Origin of the sequence: Legionella israelensis, assembly GCF_004571175.1 — a bacterium.
GTDB lineage: Bacteria > Pseudomonadota > Gammaproteobacteria > Legionellales > Legionellaceae > Legionella_D > Legionella_D israelensis.
The window spans coordinates 1,824,945-1,841,502 of sequence record NZ_CP038273.1 but is presented as its reverse complement, the minus strand read 5'-3'; the positions used below and the strand labels follow the sequence as shown (position 1 = coordinate 1,841,502).

Sequence of the window (16,558 nt, the reverse complement as noted above, 5' to 3'; positions counted from 1 at the left end):
CTAACACGGGGAGGCTTTGTGCGCGAACATCGTTTTTACTTTGCCTATCGTGATGGTGTTAAGCGATATATCAATCGCTGGGATTTGCTGTTACTGCTTCTTGTTATCTCTATCCTCTTCTTTTTAGGTTGGGGCAGCAAGCAAATGGCAAGCCCTTATCAATTAGGTGAACCGCTTCCTATTTATCTGGATCCTTCCTGGCTGCCTTTTTATGCACTACGAACCGTATTAAGAATGTTCATTGCTTTAGCGATATCTCTTCTTTTCACCTTTATTGTTGGCACCCTTGCTGCAAAAAGCCGTCGTGCCGAACAAATTATCATTCCAGGCATTGATATTTTACAGTCCGTGCCGGTATTAAGTTTTTTATCCATTACCATCACAGGATTTATAGCTTTATTTCCTGGCAGTTTGTTAGGGCCTGAATGCGCTTCAATTTTTGCGATTTTTACCGCACAAGTATGGAACATCACGCTTGGGTTTTATCAATCGCTAAAGACCTTGCCGCATGACTTAATGGAAGCTGCGGCCATGTTTCAGTTATCACCCTGGCAGCGATTCTGGAAGGTTGAAGTGCCTTTTTCTATGTCCAGTTTATTATGGAACATGATGATGTCCATGTCGGCAAGCTGGTTTTTTGTGGTGTTATCGGAAGCCATCGTCGTCTCACATCAAAGCATTCGCTTGCCCGGTGTGGGTTCCTATATTGCTCTGGCAATCGCTGAGAGCAATCTTGCTGCTGTAGGTTATGCCATTCTTACCATGGTCATTGTCATTTTTCTTTATGATCAGATTCTATTTCGCCCATTAATTGCCTGGTCAGAAAAATTCAAGATGGAGCAATCTGCTGATGAAGAAGAATACCAATCCTGGTTAATTGATTTAATTCGTGGCAGTCGATTGGTAAAACGGATTGGTAATATGTTTGCCATTCTCAAGGATCAGTTTGTAAATATGCCCATTTTAATTCACTCACGGCCTAAAGCCATTAAGGAGATAAACTATAAATGGCGAAAACCGCTGGACTGGCTATGGAATACAGTTATTTTTACCTTTCTGGCTTTTGGCGGCTGGCTTTTAATTCGCTATATTCTTTCTGAAGTCAGTGCAGATGAAATTCTTCATGTCTTGTTATTGGGCAGTGCCACAGGAACAAGGGTCATCATCCTTATTATTTTAAGTTCCTTAATCTGGGTTCCCGTAGGCGTCTGGGTCGGCTTAAGGCCCAAACTTGCCCAGAAAATCCAGCCTGTTATTCAGTTTGTAGCCGCCATACCAGCTAATTTATTTTATCCTTTATTTGTTATTGCTATTGTTCATTTTCATTTAAACGTCGAAATCTGGGTCACTCCATTAATGATTTTAGGCACACAATGGTATATTTTATTTAATGTTATCGCCGGAGCCTCAACCATCCCCAGAGATCTGTACCTTGCTGCTGATAATTTTGGTGTAAAAGGCTGGCAATGGTGGAAACGTCTTGCTTTGCCCGGCATTTTCCCCTTTTACATCACAGGAGCCATCACCGCAGCGGGAGGCGCATGGAATGCAAGCATTGTAGCTGAGTGGGTCAGCTGGGGAAATGTGACACTCAGAGCTACCGGCTTAGGCGAATATATTCAGGCAAATACACTTGCCGGCGATTTTCCCAAAATTGCATTGGGGACGGCGATGATGTGTATTTATGTACTTATATTTAATCGCTTTATCTGGCGACCTTTATATCGATTGGCAGAAGAACGTTATAATATCAATTGAGAATCCTATGTCCGAAATTATTATTAATATTGAAAATCTGCGAAAATCGTTTAAAAAAGCAGCAACACAGGATCTGCTTGTCCTGGAAGATGTCAATTTTCAGCTTCATGAAGGCGAAATTGTCGCGCTTTTGGGAAAGTCCGGCTCGGGGAAATCCACTTTACTGCGCATCATCGCCGGCTTGGTTGCGCCCTCAAAAGGCAAAGTAACCTATCGCGGTAAACCTGTGACAGGACCTGTGCCAGGAATTGCTATGGTATTTCAATCCTTTGCCTTAATGCCCTGGCTAACCGTACTGGAAAATGTCGAACTGGGTTTAGAAGCACAAGGCATTGGCAGAGAAGAACGTCGCCGCAGAGCGATTGAAGCGATCGATATCATTGGTCTGGACGGTTTTGAATCCGCCTTTCCCAAAGAGCTTTCCGGTGGCATGAGGCAACGAGTGGGGTTTGCGCGGGCTTTGGTCATTAACCCTGATATTTTATTGATGGATGAGCCATTTTCGGCACTGGATGTGCTCACTGCTGAAAACCTTAAATCCGATTTACTTGAGTTATGGGGCGAGAAAAAAACCAACACCAAAGGAATTCTTCTGGTGACCCATAATATTGAAGAAGCAGCCATGCTGGCTGACCGCATCATCGTTTTTGGCAGCGATCCCGGTTATATTCGCGCTGAATTACCGGTTAATTTGAAACAGCCTCGGGCTCCTGAAACAGCAGAATTTCGCTCACTGGTAGATACCATTTACACCTTAATGACCACAGGACCGAAAGAAAAAGCAAAACGAGCTCAACGTGAACGACAGATTGGGCTGGGTTATCGTTTACCGGATGTAGAGCCTTCAGAGTTATCCGGCTTGATTGAGACCATGAAATCCTTTGAAGAACGCATTGATTTGCCGGAATTGGCCGATGAACTCATGATGAATATCGATGACTTGTTTCCTATTCTGGAAACGCTCGAAATCATGGGCTTTGCCAAGGTTTCACACGGCGATATTCAGTTAAGTGAACTGGGAAAGCAATTCTCCGAAGCCGATCTTCAGGAACGCAAACAGCTTTTCGCCCGCTGTTTGATTGAAAAAGTACCTTTAGCTCGCTACATTCTTAAAGTTCTGGACGATAAAATCAGTCATCGGGTATCTGAGGAGCGCTTTTTAAGTAAGCTTGAAGATTACTTAAGTGAAAAAGAAGCCGATCGTGTATTAAGGACGATGATTGATTGGGGACGATATGCCGAAATTTTTGCTTATGATTTTAATACAGGTATTTTAAGCCTGGAAAATCCCGGCACATCCGAGGATGAATCAGAAAATTAAGCCTTACTAAATATGACCGTTTCTCAAGCCGCTGAGCGCTTATTTAACAACTAATCGGACTTATGCAATAAATAATTTAATATCAAAAATAATCGTTCAGGACTTTTAGCCATTTGCAAATCCGTTTTATAACGCTTATCAATGACAAAGGCCGGCACGGCATTGATCTGGTATTGAGCCATAAGCTGCGTAGCGTTTTTTACATGCAAGTCAATGGATGGGGAGTGCTCAAATGCACTTTGAGCAACCTGTGGATTAACTCCATGTTTGACAAAAAAATCAATCATTTTTTGACGTGTGCTTAAATGTCTTTCCTCCTGTATAGCTTTAAACAATAAAGGGGTTAATTTATCCGTCATAGATAAAGCCTGTGCGGTATAATAGGCTTTGGCATAATTTTCCCACTCTTTATTGAAGACAACAGGTACTCGCTTGAAGGCAACCTTTTTTCCCTCACTTTTTAACCATTCATTGAGCGGTTTCTCAATGCGATAGCACCATGGACAGCCATAACTGAAAAATTCCACGACCTCAGGCTGTGCTCTCTTTCCACCGTGGCTTGAAATGACCTGATAATCCTTCCCAGCAATAAATGTTTCTGCAAATGTTAACGATGGAAATATTAGAAAAAACACTAACAATTTTTTTAGCATGATTCATCCTTATTAATGTAAACCTTGAATATAATAAGCCACAGCTTGCATATCTTCCTGGCTCATGCGAGCGCTGATGTCCTGCATGATATCGTTCAGATCATTGGTGCGTTTTTTATCTTTAAAAGCTTCTAACTGCGTCTGCGTATAAAGCGCATGCTGGCCCGATAAGAGTGGAAAATTTGCTTGTCCATTACCCAAACCCCGTGGTCCATGGCAGGCTATACAAGCGGTAATGTGATTTTTAAAATCACCACCTCGATAAAGCTGCTCGCCTCTGGAGACAAATTTTTCAGGTGTAGCAGCTTTTGCCAGAGGTTGTACAGAATAAAATGCAGCGAGATCTTCCATATCCTGTTCACTCAAGTTAGCTGCAATTGAATCCATATTAGGATCACTTCGTTTTTTTCCTTCTTTGTAGGCTTTTAACTGTTTGACCATATAATCTGCATGCTGACCGGCAAGATTAGGCCAGGCCGGATTAACGCTTATTCCTTTCGGTCCGTGGCAGGCAACACAAATGGTTGCCTTTTGCTGCCCTGCTTCAATATTTCCCGTGGCATAAACCGCAAAAGGAATACTTAACGCGAATGCCAATGCCAGTTTTTTCATTGAATCCTCACAAATTTAGTCTGATTTAATGGTACACTGCTTGCATTAAAATCCCAAAATGAAATTCACATTTATGTTAAATAACCCTTATTCTAAAACATTTTTTTTAAAAAGCGCAGCCAAGGTCAATCAATTACCGAAAGATGAAGGTTATGAAGTTGCTTTTGCCGGACGCTCCAATGCTGGTAAATCCAGCGCATTGAATGCATTAACAGGCAGCAGACAACTTGCAAGAACCAGTAAAACACCGGGGCGCACACAGCTTATGAATGTATTTTCGGTTGATGAGCATCGCCGTCTGGTGGACTTGCCAGGTTATGGTTACGCCAAAGTGGCTTTATCCATTAAACAGAACTGGCAGCGCCATCTGGCTCATTATCTTGAATGCCGGCAAAGCCTTAAGGGACTGGTATTGGTGATGGATATCCGCCATCCTTTAAAAGAATTGGATCAAATGATGATAAGCTGGGCTTTAAAGCGGGAGTTAGCCCTTCATGTTTTATTAACTAAAGCAGATAAATTAAGCCGGAGTGAGGGAAAAAATATTTGCATCAAGGCCCAGAAGCAGTATCAATCCTTTCAACACTTAGTCTCAGTACAAACATTTTCTGCCTTAAAAAAAGAAGGTCTTGAGCCCTTAATTGAACAATTAAATCAATGGTACGAGATAGAATAATCGATATTCCCGCACCACAGTATTTTTTAGCAAAAGACACCACTCGGATTTAAGCTTTGTTTTCAGACATTAATTCTTCCACCACATCGGGATTTGCCAGTGTAGACAAATCGCCAAGATCATTAAGCTCGCTGACTTCCTTGCTGGCTATTTTTCTGAGTATCCGTCGCATGATTTTTCCTGAACGTGTTTTTGGCAAATCAGCTGCGAACTGAATCACCTCAGGCTTAGCAATCGCGCCAATTTCCTTTTTCACCAATTCCGTTAATTCCTCTTTTAATTTTTCCTCAGGTTGACAACCTCTTTTAAGCTCAACAAAAGCATGAACCGCCTGTCCTTTAATATCATGGGGAATACCTACCACTGCAGCTTCAGCCACATGCGGATGACTGACCAGTGCACTTTCAATTTCGGCCGTTCCCAAGCGATGGCCTGAAACATTTAATACATCGTCTATGCGTCCTGTGATCCAATAGTCGCCATCAGCATCACGATATGCGCCATCACCAGTAATATAATAACCCTTAGAAAAATAAGTACTGAGATAGCGCTTGTGATCCCCTGCAATCGTTCGGGCAATCGATGGCCAGGGGGATTTGATAGCAAGTCTTCCTTCGCCTTCACCCAAAATTTCCTCACCTTGCTCATTTAGTAAAACAGGCTCGATGCCAGGTAGCGGCTGACTTGCCGATCCTGCCTTAAGTTGCTCACTGTTAGCCGTTGGACTAATCATTATCGCACCTGTTTCAGTCTGCCACCAGGTATCGACTATTTTGCACCGTTTCAAACCCACCTGCTCATGATACCAGTGCCAGACTTCTGGATTAATTGGTTCACCGACGCTCCCCAGCAAGCGCAAAGATTGGCGAGAACTTGTCTTAAGCCACTCATCACCTGCTCTTTGTAAAGCACGGATGGCCGTAGGGGCTGTATATAAAACATTGACCTGATGTTTATCCACAATATTCCAGATGCGGGAAGGATTAGGCCAATTGGGCACACCGGCGTACATTAAACTGGTGATGCCATTACATAAAGGTCCGTACACCACATAACTGTGCCCTGTAATCCAGCCGACATCGGCGGTACACCAAAAAATTTCATGTGAGCCGCAATCAAACACCTGTTGATGGCTGAAAGCTGTTTGCACCAGATACCCCCCCGTCGTATGCACCAGCCCTTTTGGTTTTCCTGTACTGCCGGAAGTGTAAAGAATAAAGAAAGGATCCTCTGCATCCATGATTTCAGGTGGACAGTCAGGGCTGACTTCCTGTTTTAGCTCATGCCACCAGTGATGTTTCTTCATATCAAACTGAACGGCATTATTGTTGTTTCTGACAACAAGCTGTTGGATATCCATGTTTTTTGTGGCTTCATCGGCTTTCTGCTTTAAGGCAATGGATTGTCCGCCGCGCTGATAGCCGTCAGCTGTAATCAATATTTTACATTCCGCATCATGAAGTCTTTGCTGTAAAGCGGGGGCTGAAAAGCCGGCAAAGACCACACTATGAACGGCTCCGATTCGCGCACAAGCCAGCATGGCAATAGCTGCTTCAGGAAGCATCGGTAAATAAATACCCACTTTATCGCCTTTTCCAATGCCTAGTTTTTTAAGCACATTCCCCATACGAGAGACTTCCTGGTGCAGCTCAGCAAAAGTCAGCGTCCGCTGCTGATGCTCTTCATCACCTTCCCAAAGAATGGCCGCCTGATTGGCCTTAGACGGCAAATGGCGGTCAATGCAGTTTGCGCTGACATTTAATTGTCCCCCGCAAAACCACTGTATACGGTCTTGTTCAAAATCACCTTTAAGAATAGTGTCCCAAGGTCTTATCCAGGAAACTGACTCTTTGGCTATTCTATTCCATAGCTTTATAGAATCCGCTGGTATTTCATTCATGGCAACTTCCTGTTTCGTGATATTCATTTGCTTAACTCCATGGATTGATCAATGGCTGTAATAATGGCAGAGAAATCGAGATGTCCTAGCCCTTTATCAATAAATTGTTGATAAATTTCCCTGGCTTTGGCAGCTAAAGGTGTATTTACTGTTACTGTTTGCGCTGAATCTTGGCTTAAGTTTAAATCCTTCAGCATCATCTGCGCGCTAAAACCAGGCTGATAATCTTTATTGGCGGGGACATTGTCCAAAAGATTGGGAAGCGGTGGATACTTTGACATAACCCAACATTGGCCAGAGGCATGATTTACCACCTCAAATAGTTTTTTCGCTGAAAGCCCCAGTTGTTGAGCTAAGGTAAAGGCTTCCGATACGGCGATCATCGAGATACCCAATATCATGTTATTGCAGATTTTTGCCGCCTGGCCACTTCCAGCTCCTCCGGTATGAATGATTGTTTTTCCTATTACTTTTAACCATTCTTCTGCCGTTTTAAAGGCCTCATCTTCTCCACCGACCATAAAGGTCAGCGTTGCTGCCTCTGCGCCGGCAACACCTCCAGATACCGGTGCATCAACGGCGAGCAATCCTCTTTCCCTTGCCTTAACATGAATTTCTCGCGAAGTCTGTACATCAATGGAAGAACAGTCGATATATAAAGCTGCTGTTTTAGCATGGGCAAATAAGCCTTTCTCGTCCAAACAGACTTGTTTAACTTGATGTCCAGTTTGTAACATCGTGATAAGCACATCCCTGTCACGGGCTACCTCAGCAAGGTTGTGACAAACCTCTCCCCCCGCCGCCTTAAAATGCGCCAGTGCTGGCGATTGTAAATCAAATCCGTAAACGTTATGGCCTGCTTTAAGAAGATTTCTGGCCATGGGTAAACCCATATGACCCAATCCGACAAAGGCAATTCCTGTCATAGCTTTCTCCTGAATAAATCCTTTCTGCTCCTGTTTTAATGATGAGATCAAGAAGGATGAGCAAAATTGCGTTTTCTGATTTTATTGATGCGTCGGCATGATAAAAGCGCTTTCTTCAATATCAGTGGCTGGCCATTTACTCGTTACCGTTTTACGCAAGGTGTAAAAATGAATGCTTTCTTTACCATGCATATTGGTATTTCCAAAAGAAGAGCGTTTCCAACCCCCAAAAGGATGATTGACAATAGGAACAGGAATAGGAATATTAATGCCCACCATGCCCACTTGCACACGTTGACTGTACTCTCTTGCCGTGTAACCATCGCGCGTAAAAATGGCTGTCCCATTCCCATATTGATTTCGATTGACCAGAGCCAAAGCCTCTTCAAAATGTTTGACACGGACAACAACTAATACCGGACCAAAAATTTCCTTTTGATAAATGGACATGTTTTCAGTGACTTCATCGAACAAACACGGACCAAGATAAAAACCCTGTGGCTGCTCAGTGTGTACAAACATTCTGCCGTCAATCAACAGCTTTGCACCTTCTTCCACCCCCTGATCCACATCTTTAATGACGCGTTCACGGTGGGTGCGGCTGATTAAAGGCCCCATGTCGACACCCGCTTCATCACCAGGGCCAATTTTCATGCTACGAATTTGTGGTGTCATTTTCTCAATTAAAGCATCGGCGGTTTGATCACCTACCACCACAACCACTGAAAGTGCCATACAACGCTCACCTGCAGAGCCGTAAGCAGCGCCTACAATGGCTTTTGCAGCCTGATCAAGATGAGCATCCGGCATCACGACACAATGGTTTTTCGCGCCACCAAAAGTGTGAGAACGTTTTCCATGAGCCGTCGCCGTGGTAAAAATGCGCTCGGCAACAGGCGTAGATGCAACGGCTGTAAAGGCAGCAATGTCAGGATGATGCAATAGAGTTTCCACCGTGTCGGCATCGCCTTGCAGGCAGTTAGCCACACCATCCGGAACACCGGCATCGGATAAAAGTTCCATGAGCCTTACCGACGCTGAGGGATCTTGCTCCGAAGGCTTCAGGATAAAGGTATTCCCGCAGGCAATAGCCGGTATCATCATCCACACAGGAACCATCACCGGAAAATTAAAAGGAGATACTCCCGCACAAACACCTATGGGTTGATGCAGCGTATAGCAATCAATGTGTGCAGAAACTTCTGAGGAAAAATGTCCTTGCAATTGGCTGAGAAGACCACAATGATATTCAACGACCTCAATGGCACGAGCTATCGAGCCCTTGGCATCCTCAAGTGTTTTTCCATGCTCTCTGGTCACAATTTTAGCCAGTTCAAGCTGATTCTTTTCTATCAACCCCCTGAATTTAAATAAAATTCTAGCTCTTTTAATCGCTGTGGTGTTGGCCCACTGTTGTCCAGCTTTTTTCGCAGCATTCACTGCCAGATGACATAATTTCTCAGAGGCAAAATGAACTTGTCCAATCGGCTCACCCACAGCGGGATTATAAACAGAACGGCTGATGGTTTCCGTTTCAGTCGCTATTTTCCCATCAATAAAATGTGGAACATGATATCCCATCAGTAAACTCCTTTTATAAATGATTGGCAAAAGCAGTGTGAATTAATGACACTGGCAAGAATACGGCATTTATTCCGTAAAGGTTTTTAGAGTCACCTGATAATGGCGTCGATCCATTTGATCCTGTGCGCCTAAAGTTTCTATAACCTCGAAACGTGCAGGTTCGCCGGCTTTTTCCAAGGCATTTTGGATAGCTTCCTCAATACCCGTTTCGGAGTATCCTGTATAATCACCTGTATTTTTCATAATCATCCTTAACCTCAATTCCAGAAAAACAAGTTTAGCATGAAGTCAGCTAATTAGGTATTTTTAATCAAATCCTGAGGCTGCGATCAATGACACCTCATTTTAACCTAATCATAGCGGGGAGTGTATCAATCAAAGAGGCAAAATCCGCAAAAAATTAATGCATTATTCACTCATGTTACGCACAATCGACTTTAACGAGCCATATTTTTTAACTCCTGCATAGCAATTTGGTTAGCCCTGAGTATTAATTTGTACTTGATGGCAAAGTGATTCAATTTTGTCTTTATTTTCATCATTTCCAGTTTGCAGTATGCAATGATTGCGGCAAAGATATGGTTGGATTGTGTTTTAACCGTACGGGTTGGAGACTTGTTCAGGCTTGCATTTTGTTTAATTGACTTGTGATACTCTTCAATCCGCCACCGTTTCTGGTACACTTCATAAAGACGTTCGGCACTGCTGGTCATGTCATTAGAAACGAGATAGAGAACCCCTGTAGAACCATTTTCGTTTTTGAAAATTTTCTTCAAAAGCCTCACTGGGAAGTCTAATCCCTTGAGATAGACTGTGTGGGCTATGTCCTCTTCAAGCTCTAATTCTCTGACTTTTGTGTACCGTCCGTTGTTGGCGTCGTTTTTGGATAAAGCTAAGGTTCGATTAGATTTAATCCCAATAATAAACGATTTTTGAAGGTCATTATGGATGTAAGCCATATTGGCCTTCGAGCCAAACCAATTGTCCGCAAGTACAAAGTCAAACAACACATGATTACTAACCGCTTGTGCGATAAGCTTGCGAAAAAGTTCATTTTTAGTCGTGGATGACTTTCTGCGAGCTTGCCTTGTTTCAATGTCACAAAAAGCAACGTCTTTTTTGATAACTTCATAACCAACAGGAACACTGAAGTCACCATACCGAACCATGCAGGTCAGGATATTAATCCCTTTGACCACATCACCTTTAGCATGGGAATAATGCCAACAATTAATTTCATTCTCATCCGTGTAAGGCTTCTCCTCAATCGAGTCATCCAATAAAAGAACACCGTCTGATGCTTCACTCTCCCTGACTGACTTCTTGACATAATTCCAGAGCGCTTTGGAACCAAAATCTTGTAGTCGTAAAAATCGTGTCACCTTGTCGTGAGCAAATTCACCATCCAACATCTCCGATAAACCTGTAGCTGTTGCATATTTATTCTGGCAAATCAAATAGTCACTATAAATATCAAGCATATCCATTAAATCTTCCTCCCTAAAAATCAGGGATGAAATTTTAATTAAATTTCAGGGAGCAGCAAGGTTTAGTGCGTAACATGAGTTATTCAGTAATATCAATATAATGAAAAATTGTTTCAATCCGTATTTTATTTAATAATAATGAGATAAATCTAAGGCAAGGAATTTGGCCATGGGAAAAGGAACTATAGTAAGAATTCGTGATGATATTCAGTTAGCACCCACTTTCTTTAAAAATCTTCACACCATTATCGGTGATTTTAAGATAGAAAATTACAGCGAAAAAAGGAATCTAAAAAGCATTTATCAAGATCGCATTAACAATCTTTTTGACGCTTTCTGTTTTATTCTCGAAGCATATCCTCCCAATAAATTCCCCCATGCTGCCAGTCCAGACATTTTACGACAATATGCCACACGATATAAAAATGAATGTCATTTAAGCGACGACATTGACAGCTTGCAGCAAACATTAAGCCGCTTTGCTGCAAGGCTGGTTGCTGAGTTGGTTGAAAACTGGACATGGACTGCGCCTGAAGTCAATGAAGCCATTGCCTGTCTGAATGAAGCCGATCAATACGTCTTGATGGGCAACGGCGCCGAAGATATTGCCACCATCATGCCTATGCAGTTTGGCCTGAAGACTTATCCTATTCTTCTATGGGACAAGCGCCTGCCTTCCCATAGCGAGCTCTTGGTATCTGAATTAGAAGAGATAAAAAAGCTCAACGCACCTGAAACACCTCATATAAGAGATCTTGAAGAATACCAGCAAGTCTATTTTCTCTATCTTGATAAATCACTTAACACTGGCGAAGCGATAAAAATTGACTTCAATACCTTTTATTTAAAATGGTTGGAGTTAATAAAAGAGCCGGAATTATTATCTCAGCAACTTAAGATGATAACCCAGGAAGGGATGAACGTGTCATGGTTTAGTGAGCTAAGTTTAAGCCAACAACACATGCTCTGTACTTTGGCTGATAAGCCAATAGATGAAATCAGCAGAATTTTAAAAAAATTTGACGGCTTTCTTTCTGAGCATCAAAAAAACGAGAAAACCATTCACGAGCTTCTTCAGATTGACTCACTGCCGCAATGGTATTGTCATCTTTCAGAAAGACAACAAAAATTTTTAGGGTATGTATTGAAAAAAGCGCCTTCTGTTCAGGATGCCATCTCGTTTTTACCAAGCCGGCTACGAACCTTACCTTTGTTACCTAACTTCAGGGCACACAAACTCTTGATGCTCGATAAAGAAGGACGGTTCATCAAGGATTTTGGCGGGGAACGTTATGCCTCAAGTCACATTGCTTCGAGAGAGGTGCGGCATCTGCCAGGAGAAATTCAAAAACGCCATGTCACGGAAAACCTTAAAACCGTTTTAAAATTAAAAGATAAGGAAAGTCAATTCATTCTTATTCAAACACTTATCAGTCCAGCCCCCTTGCTCAATTATATGCCACGCTCATTGGGTGAGATTCCTGATTATGAGCTTTCTGAAGCTTTGAGAGAGGCCATTGATTCAAAAGAGGATCCAAGCATTATCCATATCAATCATCCTATGAATATTGCCAAAAGGTATTATTACACTTCAAGCAATGAACCTAGATGCCTTGCTTTATTAGAAGAAGCTCAAAGTCGATTTGAGGAAAAAACTCCTGAGGGGTTTCTTGCTAAAAAATATGAAGAGGTCTTAAATTCAGGTATAGGCAGCGCCACGGTTTTTGACTGGAATGGCAGAGAGCTTTTTTTAACGTCTTATGAGCATCTGCTGATACTTGCTCTTAAGGGCAAAAGTTATGGCTCCTGCGTCAGTGCCAAGGATCGTAAAAGTATCGAGTTCATCCATACTAATGCTATGTTTCTTTACAGAGAAAAGTATGGCTGCTGGCCTGATTTCTACGATGGTTACGAAAAAAGGAAAAATTTTGTCAATATTGTCGTTGATGAATATGTAACCTGCCATTTTCATGAGCTGGCAAAACAGAACGGCGGCGGTGGTATTAAGACACCAGCCAAATACTGGCCTGCAGATATCGCTGAGGCCATTAAGGAAAGGTTAGGTGAAAATGGACTTGTTGAAGACGATAGAATGGCAACCAATGTTGAAGTCAGTCGGATAGGTTATGAACTTTATACTTATTATAAGAGCAAGGAAGCCTGCAGGGATGCCTGTAAAAACACCGCCATCCTGCTGGGTGAGAAAAACTGCCAAGATCTAATCGATACACTTGGAATATTACTCGATGAAAAAGAGCGCTTTTTGCTCAAAAAAAATCGTTATTATCTTCTTTCACCCACTCCCAACGAATCTACAGGAATAACGAATATACGTAACCTCATTAAAAATTCCAGGTTAGAAAAAACGAAATCAATTCATAGGAAAAATCATGCCTTGGAGTATCCGGTGAAAGCTTCGCCTATCGATATTACAGCCGATATTTTGTATGAGGTACGTCAACGTCCTCTTGAAAACAATATCCGAAGTGAAACCACTCAAAAGGTGTATGATTTATTACGTGATCTTTCCGATTTTCCGCATCTGGCACCTGAAAAAATAGCCAGCATCATGAAAGAGATTAAAAATTTAAGAGAAAGCTCATTTTTACTCAATCGGCGAAGCCATTCTGATCCCGAATTAACCAGTTTACCCGAGCATATAATTTAGGTGGTGCGCTTAAATCTAACCTTTACCAGATTTTAATAGGGCATCTTGAGTTATTTTATCCCGCCATATTATAAAATTGAGTAATGCCAGCTATAAATCCAGTAGCGTTTCCAATCCATAATGAAGGGTCTTTAAATCGCCCACTTTTTGACAAGCAAGAAGAAGACCAGGCATAAAAGATGTTCGATCAATACTGTCATGAGTTATGCTGAGTGTCTCTCCGGGATGGCCAAAAATTACCTGTTGTCGTGCAAGAACACCGGGTAAACGCAGAGAATGAATGTTAATATCTTCATGCCGTCCTCCGCGTACCGCAGGAATCAATTCCTTCAATGATAATTGTTTTCTAGGTGATTTTCTTGCAGCAGCAATGATCTCTGCTGTTTTAAGGGCAGTACCGGAAGGAGCATCAAGCTTTTGTTGATGATGCATCTCTATAATTTCAACTTCAGACATCCAGCTTGAAGCAATAGCAGCAAAATGCATCATTAAAACAGCGCTGATGGAAAAGTTAGGAACAACAAGCCCCCCCAGTTGCAATTGTTCGCAACGACTTTGCAATTCTTTAATCTGCTCATCCATTAGCCCGCTGGTGCCTATAACAGGATGAGCACCATGCTCTATAATGATTTTGCTGTTCACATAAACACTGTCAGCGTTTGTTAAATCGACTACAATCCCGGCTTTATTTTGCTCAATTGCTTCGCCAAGGTTATCCTCTCTACCAAGAGCTGCGACCAGGGTAAAATCAGGATGTCTGTCCAAAACATTACAAGCCAGTGAACCCATTTTACCTCTTGCTCCGTTAACAATAACGCGCATAACGCTCCTTACTTTTATCAGTAAACGACATCATTTATTTTCTTTTTTCCCAGGCTTCGGTTTTTTTTGCCGCTCCTCGCGCTCCACGCGTAACGCCCAGGCACTGGCAAAAGGCCATCCTATAATGGTAGCCTGCATAATTAAAGCAACGATTGCACCGCCAGGGTTATCATGAATCAATAAAGTCAGCCAGGGTATAAAAATAGCAAGAATGGATTTGAGTAAACGTATCATCAGTTCTTGTTTTAAGTTATTGTCAATATTGTTATTATAGCAAGCCGACCAATGTATAATAAATAGGGTAATTTCCAAAGAATTTTGAGGCTTCAGCCTTTATTTGTAGGCGAACAATATCAAGAGTATAATTCTTTACATATCTCTTGCAAAGCATCTCAAAACATTGTACATTGTGTACCCATTTTGTATGACAACAAATAATCTTTCAGATTTAAATGCCCAGGTATGGTAACCAACATCGCATCAGATTATTATATTCTGACTTCTTAAGATGGGTGCCTTTATTTGCAAATATGATGAGCTATAAAAAAAGGTAACAGCATGAGAAAACAGGAACTGCACCCCCGAACTGCAGTGATCAACCGAAGCCAAAAAAATAAATCAAAACAGGCTCGTTTAAACGCCTTGCGATGGCTTGCCGATCGGTTTCCCGAAGCATTTAACAATAAACTACGCATTCGCCCTCTTAAAAAAGGCATAATGAATGATCTGCTGGAATATGCAGAAGAAGCCGCTGAGGCGGGAATTTCCAAGAGCAAGTTACGCGAAGCGGTGATTCTTTTCACCCGCCGAATCGACTACTTAGCTTGCCTTAAAGCCCAAGAAACCCGTATTGATCTACATGGCAACGCTATAGATAAGGTGTCCAGTGAAGAAGCAGAACGTGCGGCGATAAAAATCAAAAGGCGTGTGGAGAAAAGTGCCAGAAATGCACGAAAAACAAATGCAAAAGCCCCAATGGAACCCTATTATTATAATAATTCCACAGACCATCACGACAGTTACAGATCTTCTGCTGAAGAACATGAATTTCCTGTCTATCCATCCCGTTCTTCCTACAACAACGCAGGACAAAACAGCAAAAACCCATCTGTTGTAATTAAACATAAAGCCAGCAAGTCATATGATCCTGAAGCCGTAGCAAGGCTTAAGGAAAAGTTGGGTTTATCAAAACGGGAATCCACCACCAAGTAGCTAAGGTGATTACTCAATTCCTGCTCCAAAAGCCAGGCTCTGTACACTTAGAACTTAGTGATGATTTTTAAAGACGAGGCGATATTAATAACTCCCTCCATGTGGAAGATTTCTCTAATCATCATAGAAGTGCAGGCAATGACCCCTGTATTTCTGAGCCGCAACATTTTAAAAATGTGGTGATTTATGAAGTGCTGCAGGTTTCCTATCAAATGTAGGCTTACACAACACACTTCAAAGCAATCTCCTTTTCTATTCTCAGATTTTGGTTCAGCCAGGTTAGCCATTACCTATATGTAATATAATAGACCAGACTGTGTATTTTTTACAGGACAGGCACTCTTAAAGCCAAATTTAATGCTATATATCTGCTGCCTTGAGGCCACATTCCAGGAATTTAGCAACCCCCGGGTTCGGGGCTTAGCAGGAATTAATCACGAAAATTTTCAAACTGTAAAGGTAAATCAATGGAAGCGTCTTTCACGAATGAAATGGTCTCTTGAAGATCATCGCGCTTTTTACCACTCACACGAATTTTATCCCCCTGAATTGAAGCCTGTACTTTAAGTTTACTGTCTTTAATCAGTTTGACAATTTTTTTGGCCGTTGGCTGATCAATACCTTGCTTAAAACGCATGTTTAAAATATAAAACTTTCCGCTGTGAATAGGTTTATCTTCCACTTCAGCTCCGGAAGCATCGAGATTGCGTTTGGTGCAATGATTGCGAAATAAATCTTCGAGCTGCCTCACCTGAAATTCTGATTCCGAACGCAGCGTTACGGTTAAATCATCCAGCTCAATGGAAGCTTCTACATTACGAAAATCAAAACGGCTTCTCACTTCACGTATGGCATTGTCTACAGCGTTGCGTAACTCAGATTCATTAATTTCTGAAACAATATCAAAAGACGGCATTTTCAAACCTCTTGTTCACTCTT

Annotated in this window: 15 protein-coding genes; 5 read left to right on the top strand and 10 right to left on the bottom strand. The window is 42.0% G+C overall.

The window, feature by feature from the left end; translation table 11 throughout:
• The first annotated feature begins 18 nt into the window (after nt 1-18).
• Together E4T55_RS08295 and E4T55_RS08290 are read left to right on the top strand one after the other, a co-directional pair.
• Nucleotides 19-1,758: an ABC transporter permease gene (locus E4T55_RS08295; protein WP_058500797.1), complete on the top strand. Its 1,740-nt coding sequence runs from the start codon at nt 19-21 to the stop codon at nt 1,756-1,758.
• A gap of 7 nt (nt 1,759-1,765) precedes the next feature.
• Nucleotides 1,766-3,079 carry an ABC transporter ATP-binding protein gene (locus E4T55_RS08290; RefSeq protein WP_058500798.1) on the top strand — a complete coding sequence of 438 codons (1,314 nt, stop codon included), beginning with the start codon at nt 1,766-1,768 and terminating at the stop codon, nt 3,077-3,079.
• Between the two features lie 50 nt (nt 3,080-3,129).
• On the opposite strand, the gene E4T55_RS08285 is transcribed toward E4T55_RS08290, so the two are convergent.
• Together E4T55_RS08285 and E4T55_RS08280 are read right to left on the bottom strand one after the other, a co-directional pair.
• Complete coding sequence (locus E4T55_RS08285) at nt 3,130-3,732, bottom strand: thiol:disulfide interchange protein DsbA/DsbL (protein ID WP_058500799.1); 603 nt, start codon at nt 3,730-3,732, stop codon at nt 3,130-3,132.
• A 12-nt stretch (nt 3,733-3,744) separates the two neighbouring features.
• A complete protein-coding gene (locus tag E4T55_RS08280) occupies nt 3,745-4,344 on the bottom strand; it encodes a c-type cytochrome (RefSeq protein ID WP_058500800.1) in 600 nt (199 codons plus the stop codon).
• 73 nt (nt 4,345-4,417) lie between these two features.
• Here E4T55_RS08280 and yihA point away from each other — a divergent pair, with 73 nt between their 5' ends.
• A complete protein-coding gene (yihA, locus tag E4T55_RS08275; RefSeq protein ID WP_058500801.1) occupies nt 4,418-5,020 on the top strand; it encodes a ribosome biogenesis GTP-binding protein YihA/YsxC in 603 nt (200 codons plus the stop codon).
• A gap of 49 nt (nt 5,021-5,069) precedes the next feature.
• On the opposite strand, the gene acs is transcribed toward yihA, so the two are convergent.
• The 5 genes from acs to E4T55_RS08250 form a co-directional block, all read right to left on the bottom strand.
• Nucleotides 5,070-6,947 carry an acetate--CoA ligase gene (gene acs / locus E4T55_RS08270; RefSeq protein ID WP_058500802.1) on the bottom strand — a complete coding sequence of 626 codons (1,878 nt, stop codon included), beginning with the start codon at nt 6,945-6,947 and terminating at the stop codon, nt 5,070-5,072.
• Nucleotides 6,944-7,846, bottom strand: a complete 903-nt coding sequence (gene mmsB / locus E4T55_RS08265) for a 3-hydroxyisobutyrate dehydrogenase (protein ID WP_058500803.1) — start codon at nt 7,844-7,846, stop codon at nt 6,944-6,946. Before mmsB ends, acs begins: the two co-directional genes overlap by 4 nt.
• A gap of 81 nt (nt 7,847-7,927) precedes the next feature.
• The gene (locus tag E4T55_RS08260) at nt 7,928-9,427 is read right to left on the bottom strand and encodes a CoA-acylating methylmalonate-semialdehyde dehydrogenase (RefSeq protein WP_058500804.1); all 1,500 of its coding nucleotides are present in this window, start codon (nt 9,425-9,427) and stop codon (nt 7,928-7,930) included.
• A gap of 69 nt (nt 9,428-9,496) precedes the next feature.
• The gene (locus E4T55_RS08255) at nt 9,497-9,673 is read right to left on the bottom strand and encodes a dodecin family protein (protein ID WP_082636463.1); all 177 of its coding nucleotides are present in this window, start codon (nt 9,671-9,673) and stop codon (nt 9,497-9,499) included.
• Nucleotides 9,674-9,867: 194 nt separating this feature from the next.
• Nucleotides 9,868-10,917: an IS701 family transposase gene (locus tag E4T55_RS08250; protein WP_115325247.1), complete on the bottom strand. Its 1,050-nt coding sequence runs from the start codon at nt 10,915-10,917 to the stop codon at nt 9,868-9,870.
• 169 nt (nt 10,918-11,086) lie between these two features.
• Here E4T55_RS08250 and E4T55_RS08245 point away from each other — a divergent pair, with 169 nt between their 5' ends.
• Nucleotides 11,087-13,585 carry a hypothetical protein gene (locus tag E4T55_RS08245; RefSeq protein ID WP_058501053.1) on the top strand — a complete coding sequence of 833 codons (2,499 nt, stop codon included), beginning with the start codon at nt 11,087-11,089 and terminating at the stop codon, nt 13,583-13,585.
• A 90-nt stretch (nt 13,586-13,675) separates the two neighbouring features.
• Here the strand turns inward: E4T55_RS08245 and dapB are convergent, their stop codons facing one another.
• Both dapB and E4T55_RS08235 read right to left on the bottom strand, forming a co-directional pair.
• A complete protein-coding gene (gene dapB, locus E4T55_RS08240) occupies nt 13,676-14,407 on the bottom strand; it encodes a 4-hydroxy-tetrahydrodipicolinate reductase (RefSeq protein WP_058501052.1) in 732 nt (243 codons plus the stop codon).
• Between the two features lie 30 nt (nt 14,408-14,437).
• Complete coding sequence (locus E4T55_RS08235) at nt 14,438-14,638, bottom strand: hypothetical protein (protein WP_082636480.1); 201 nt, start codon at nt 14,636-14,638, stop codon at nt 14,438-14,440.
• Nucleotides 14,639-14,965: 327 nt separating this feature from the next.
• Here E4T55_RS08235 and E4T55_RS08230 point away from each other — a divergent pair, with 327 nt between their 5' ends.
• Entirely contained in the window at nt 14,966-15,619 is a 654-nt protein-coding gene (locus E4T55_RS08230) for a ProQ/FinO family protein (protein WP_058501051.1), read from the top strand.
• Nucleotides 15,620-16,049: 430 nt separating this feature from the next.
• Here E4T55_RS08230 and E4T55_RS08225 read toward each other — a convergent pair whose 3' ends face one another.
• Complete coding sequence (locus E4T55_RS08225) at nt 16,050-16,535, bottom strand: YajQ family cyclic di-GMP-binding protein (RefSeq protein WP_058501050.1); 486 nt, start codon at nt 16,533-16,535, stop codon at nt 16,050-16,052.
• Nucleotides 16,536-16,558: the final 23 nt, after the last annotated feature.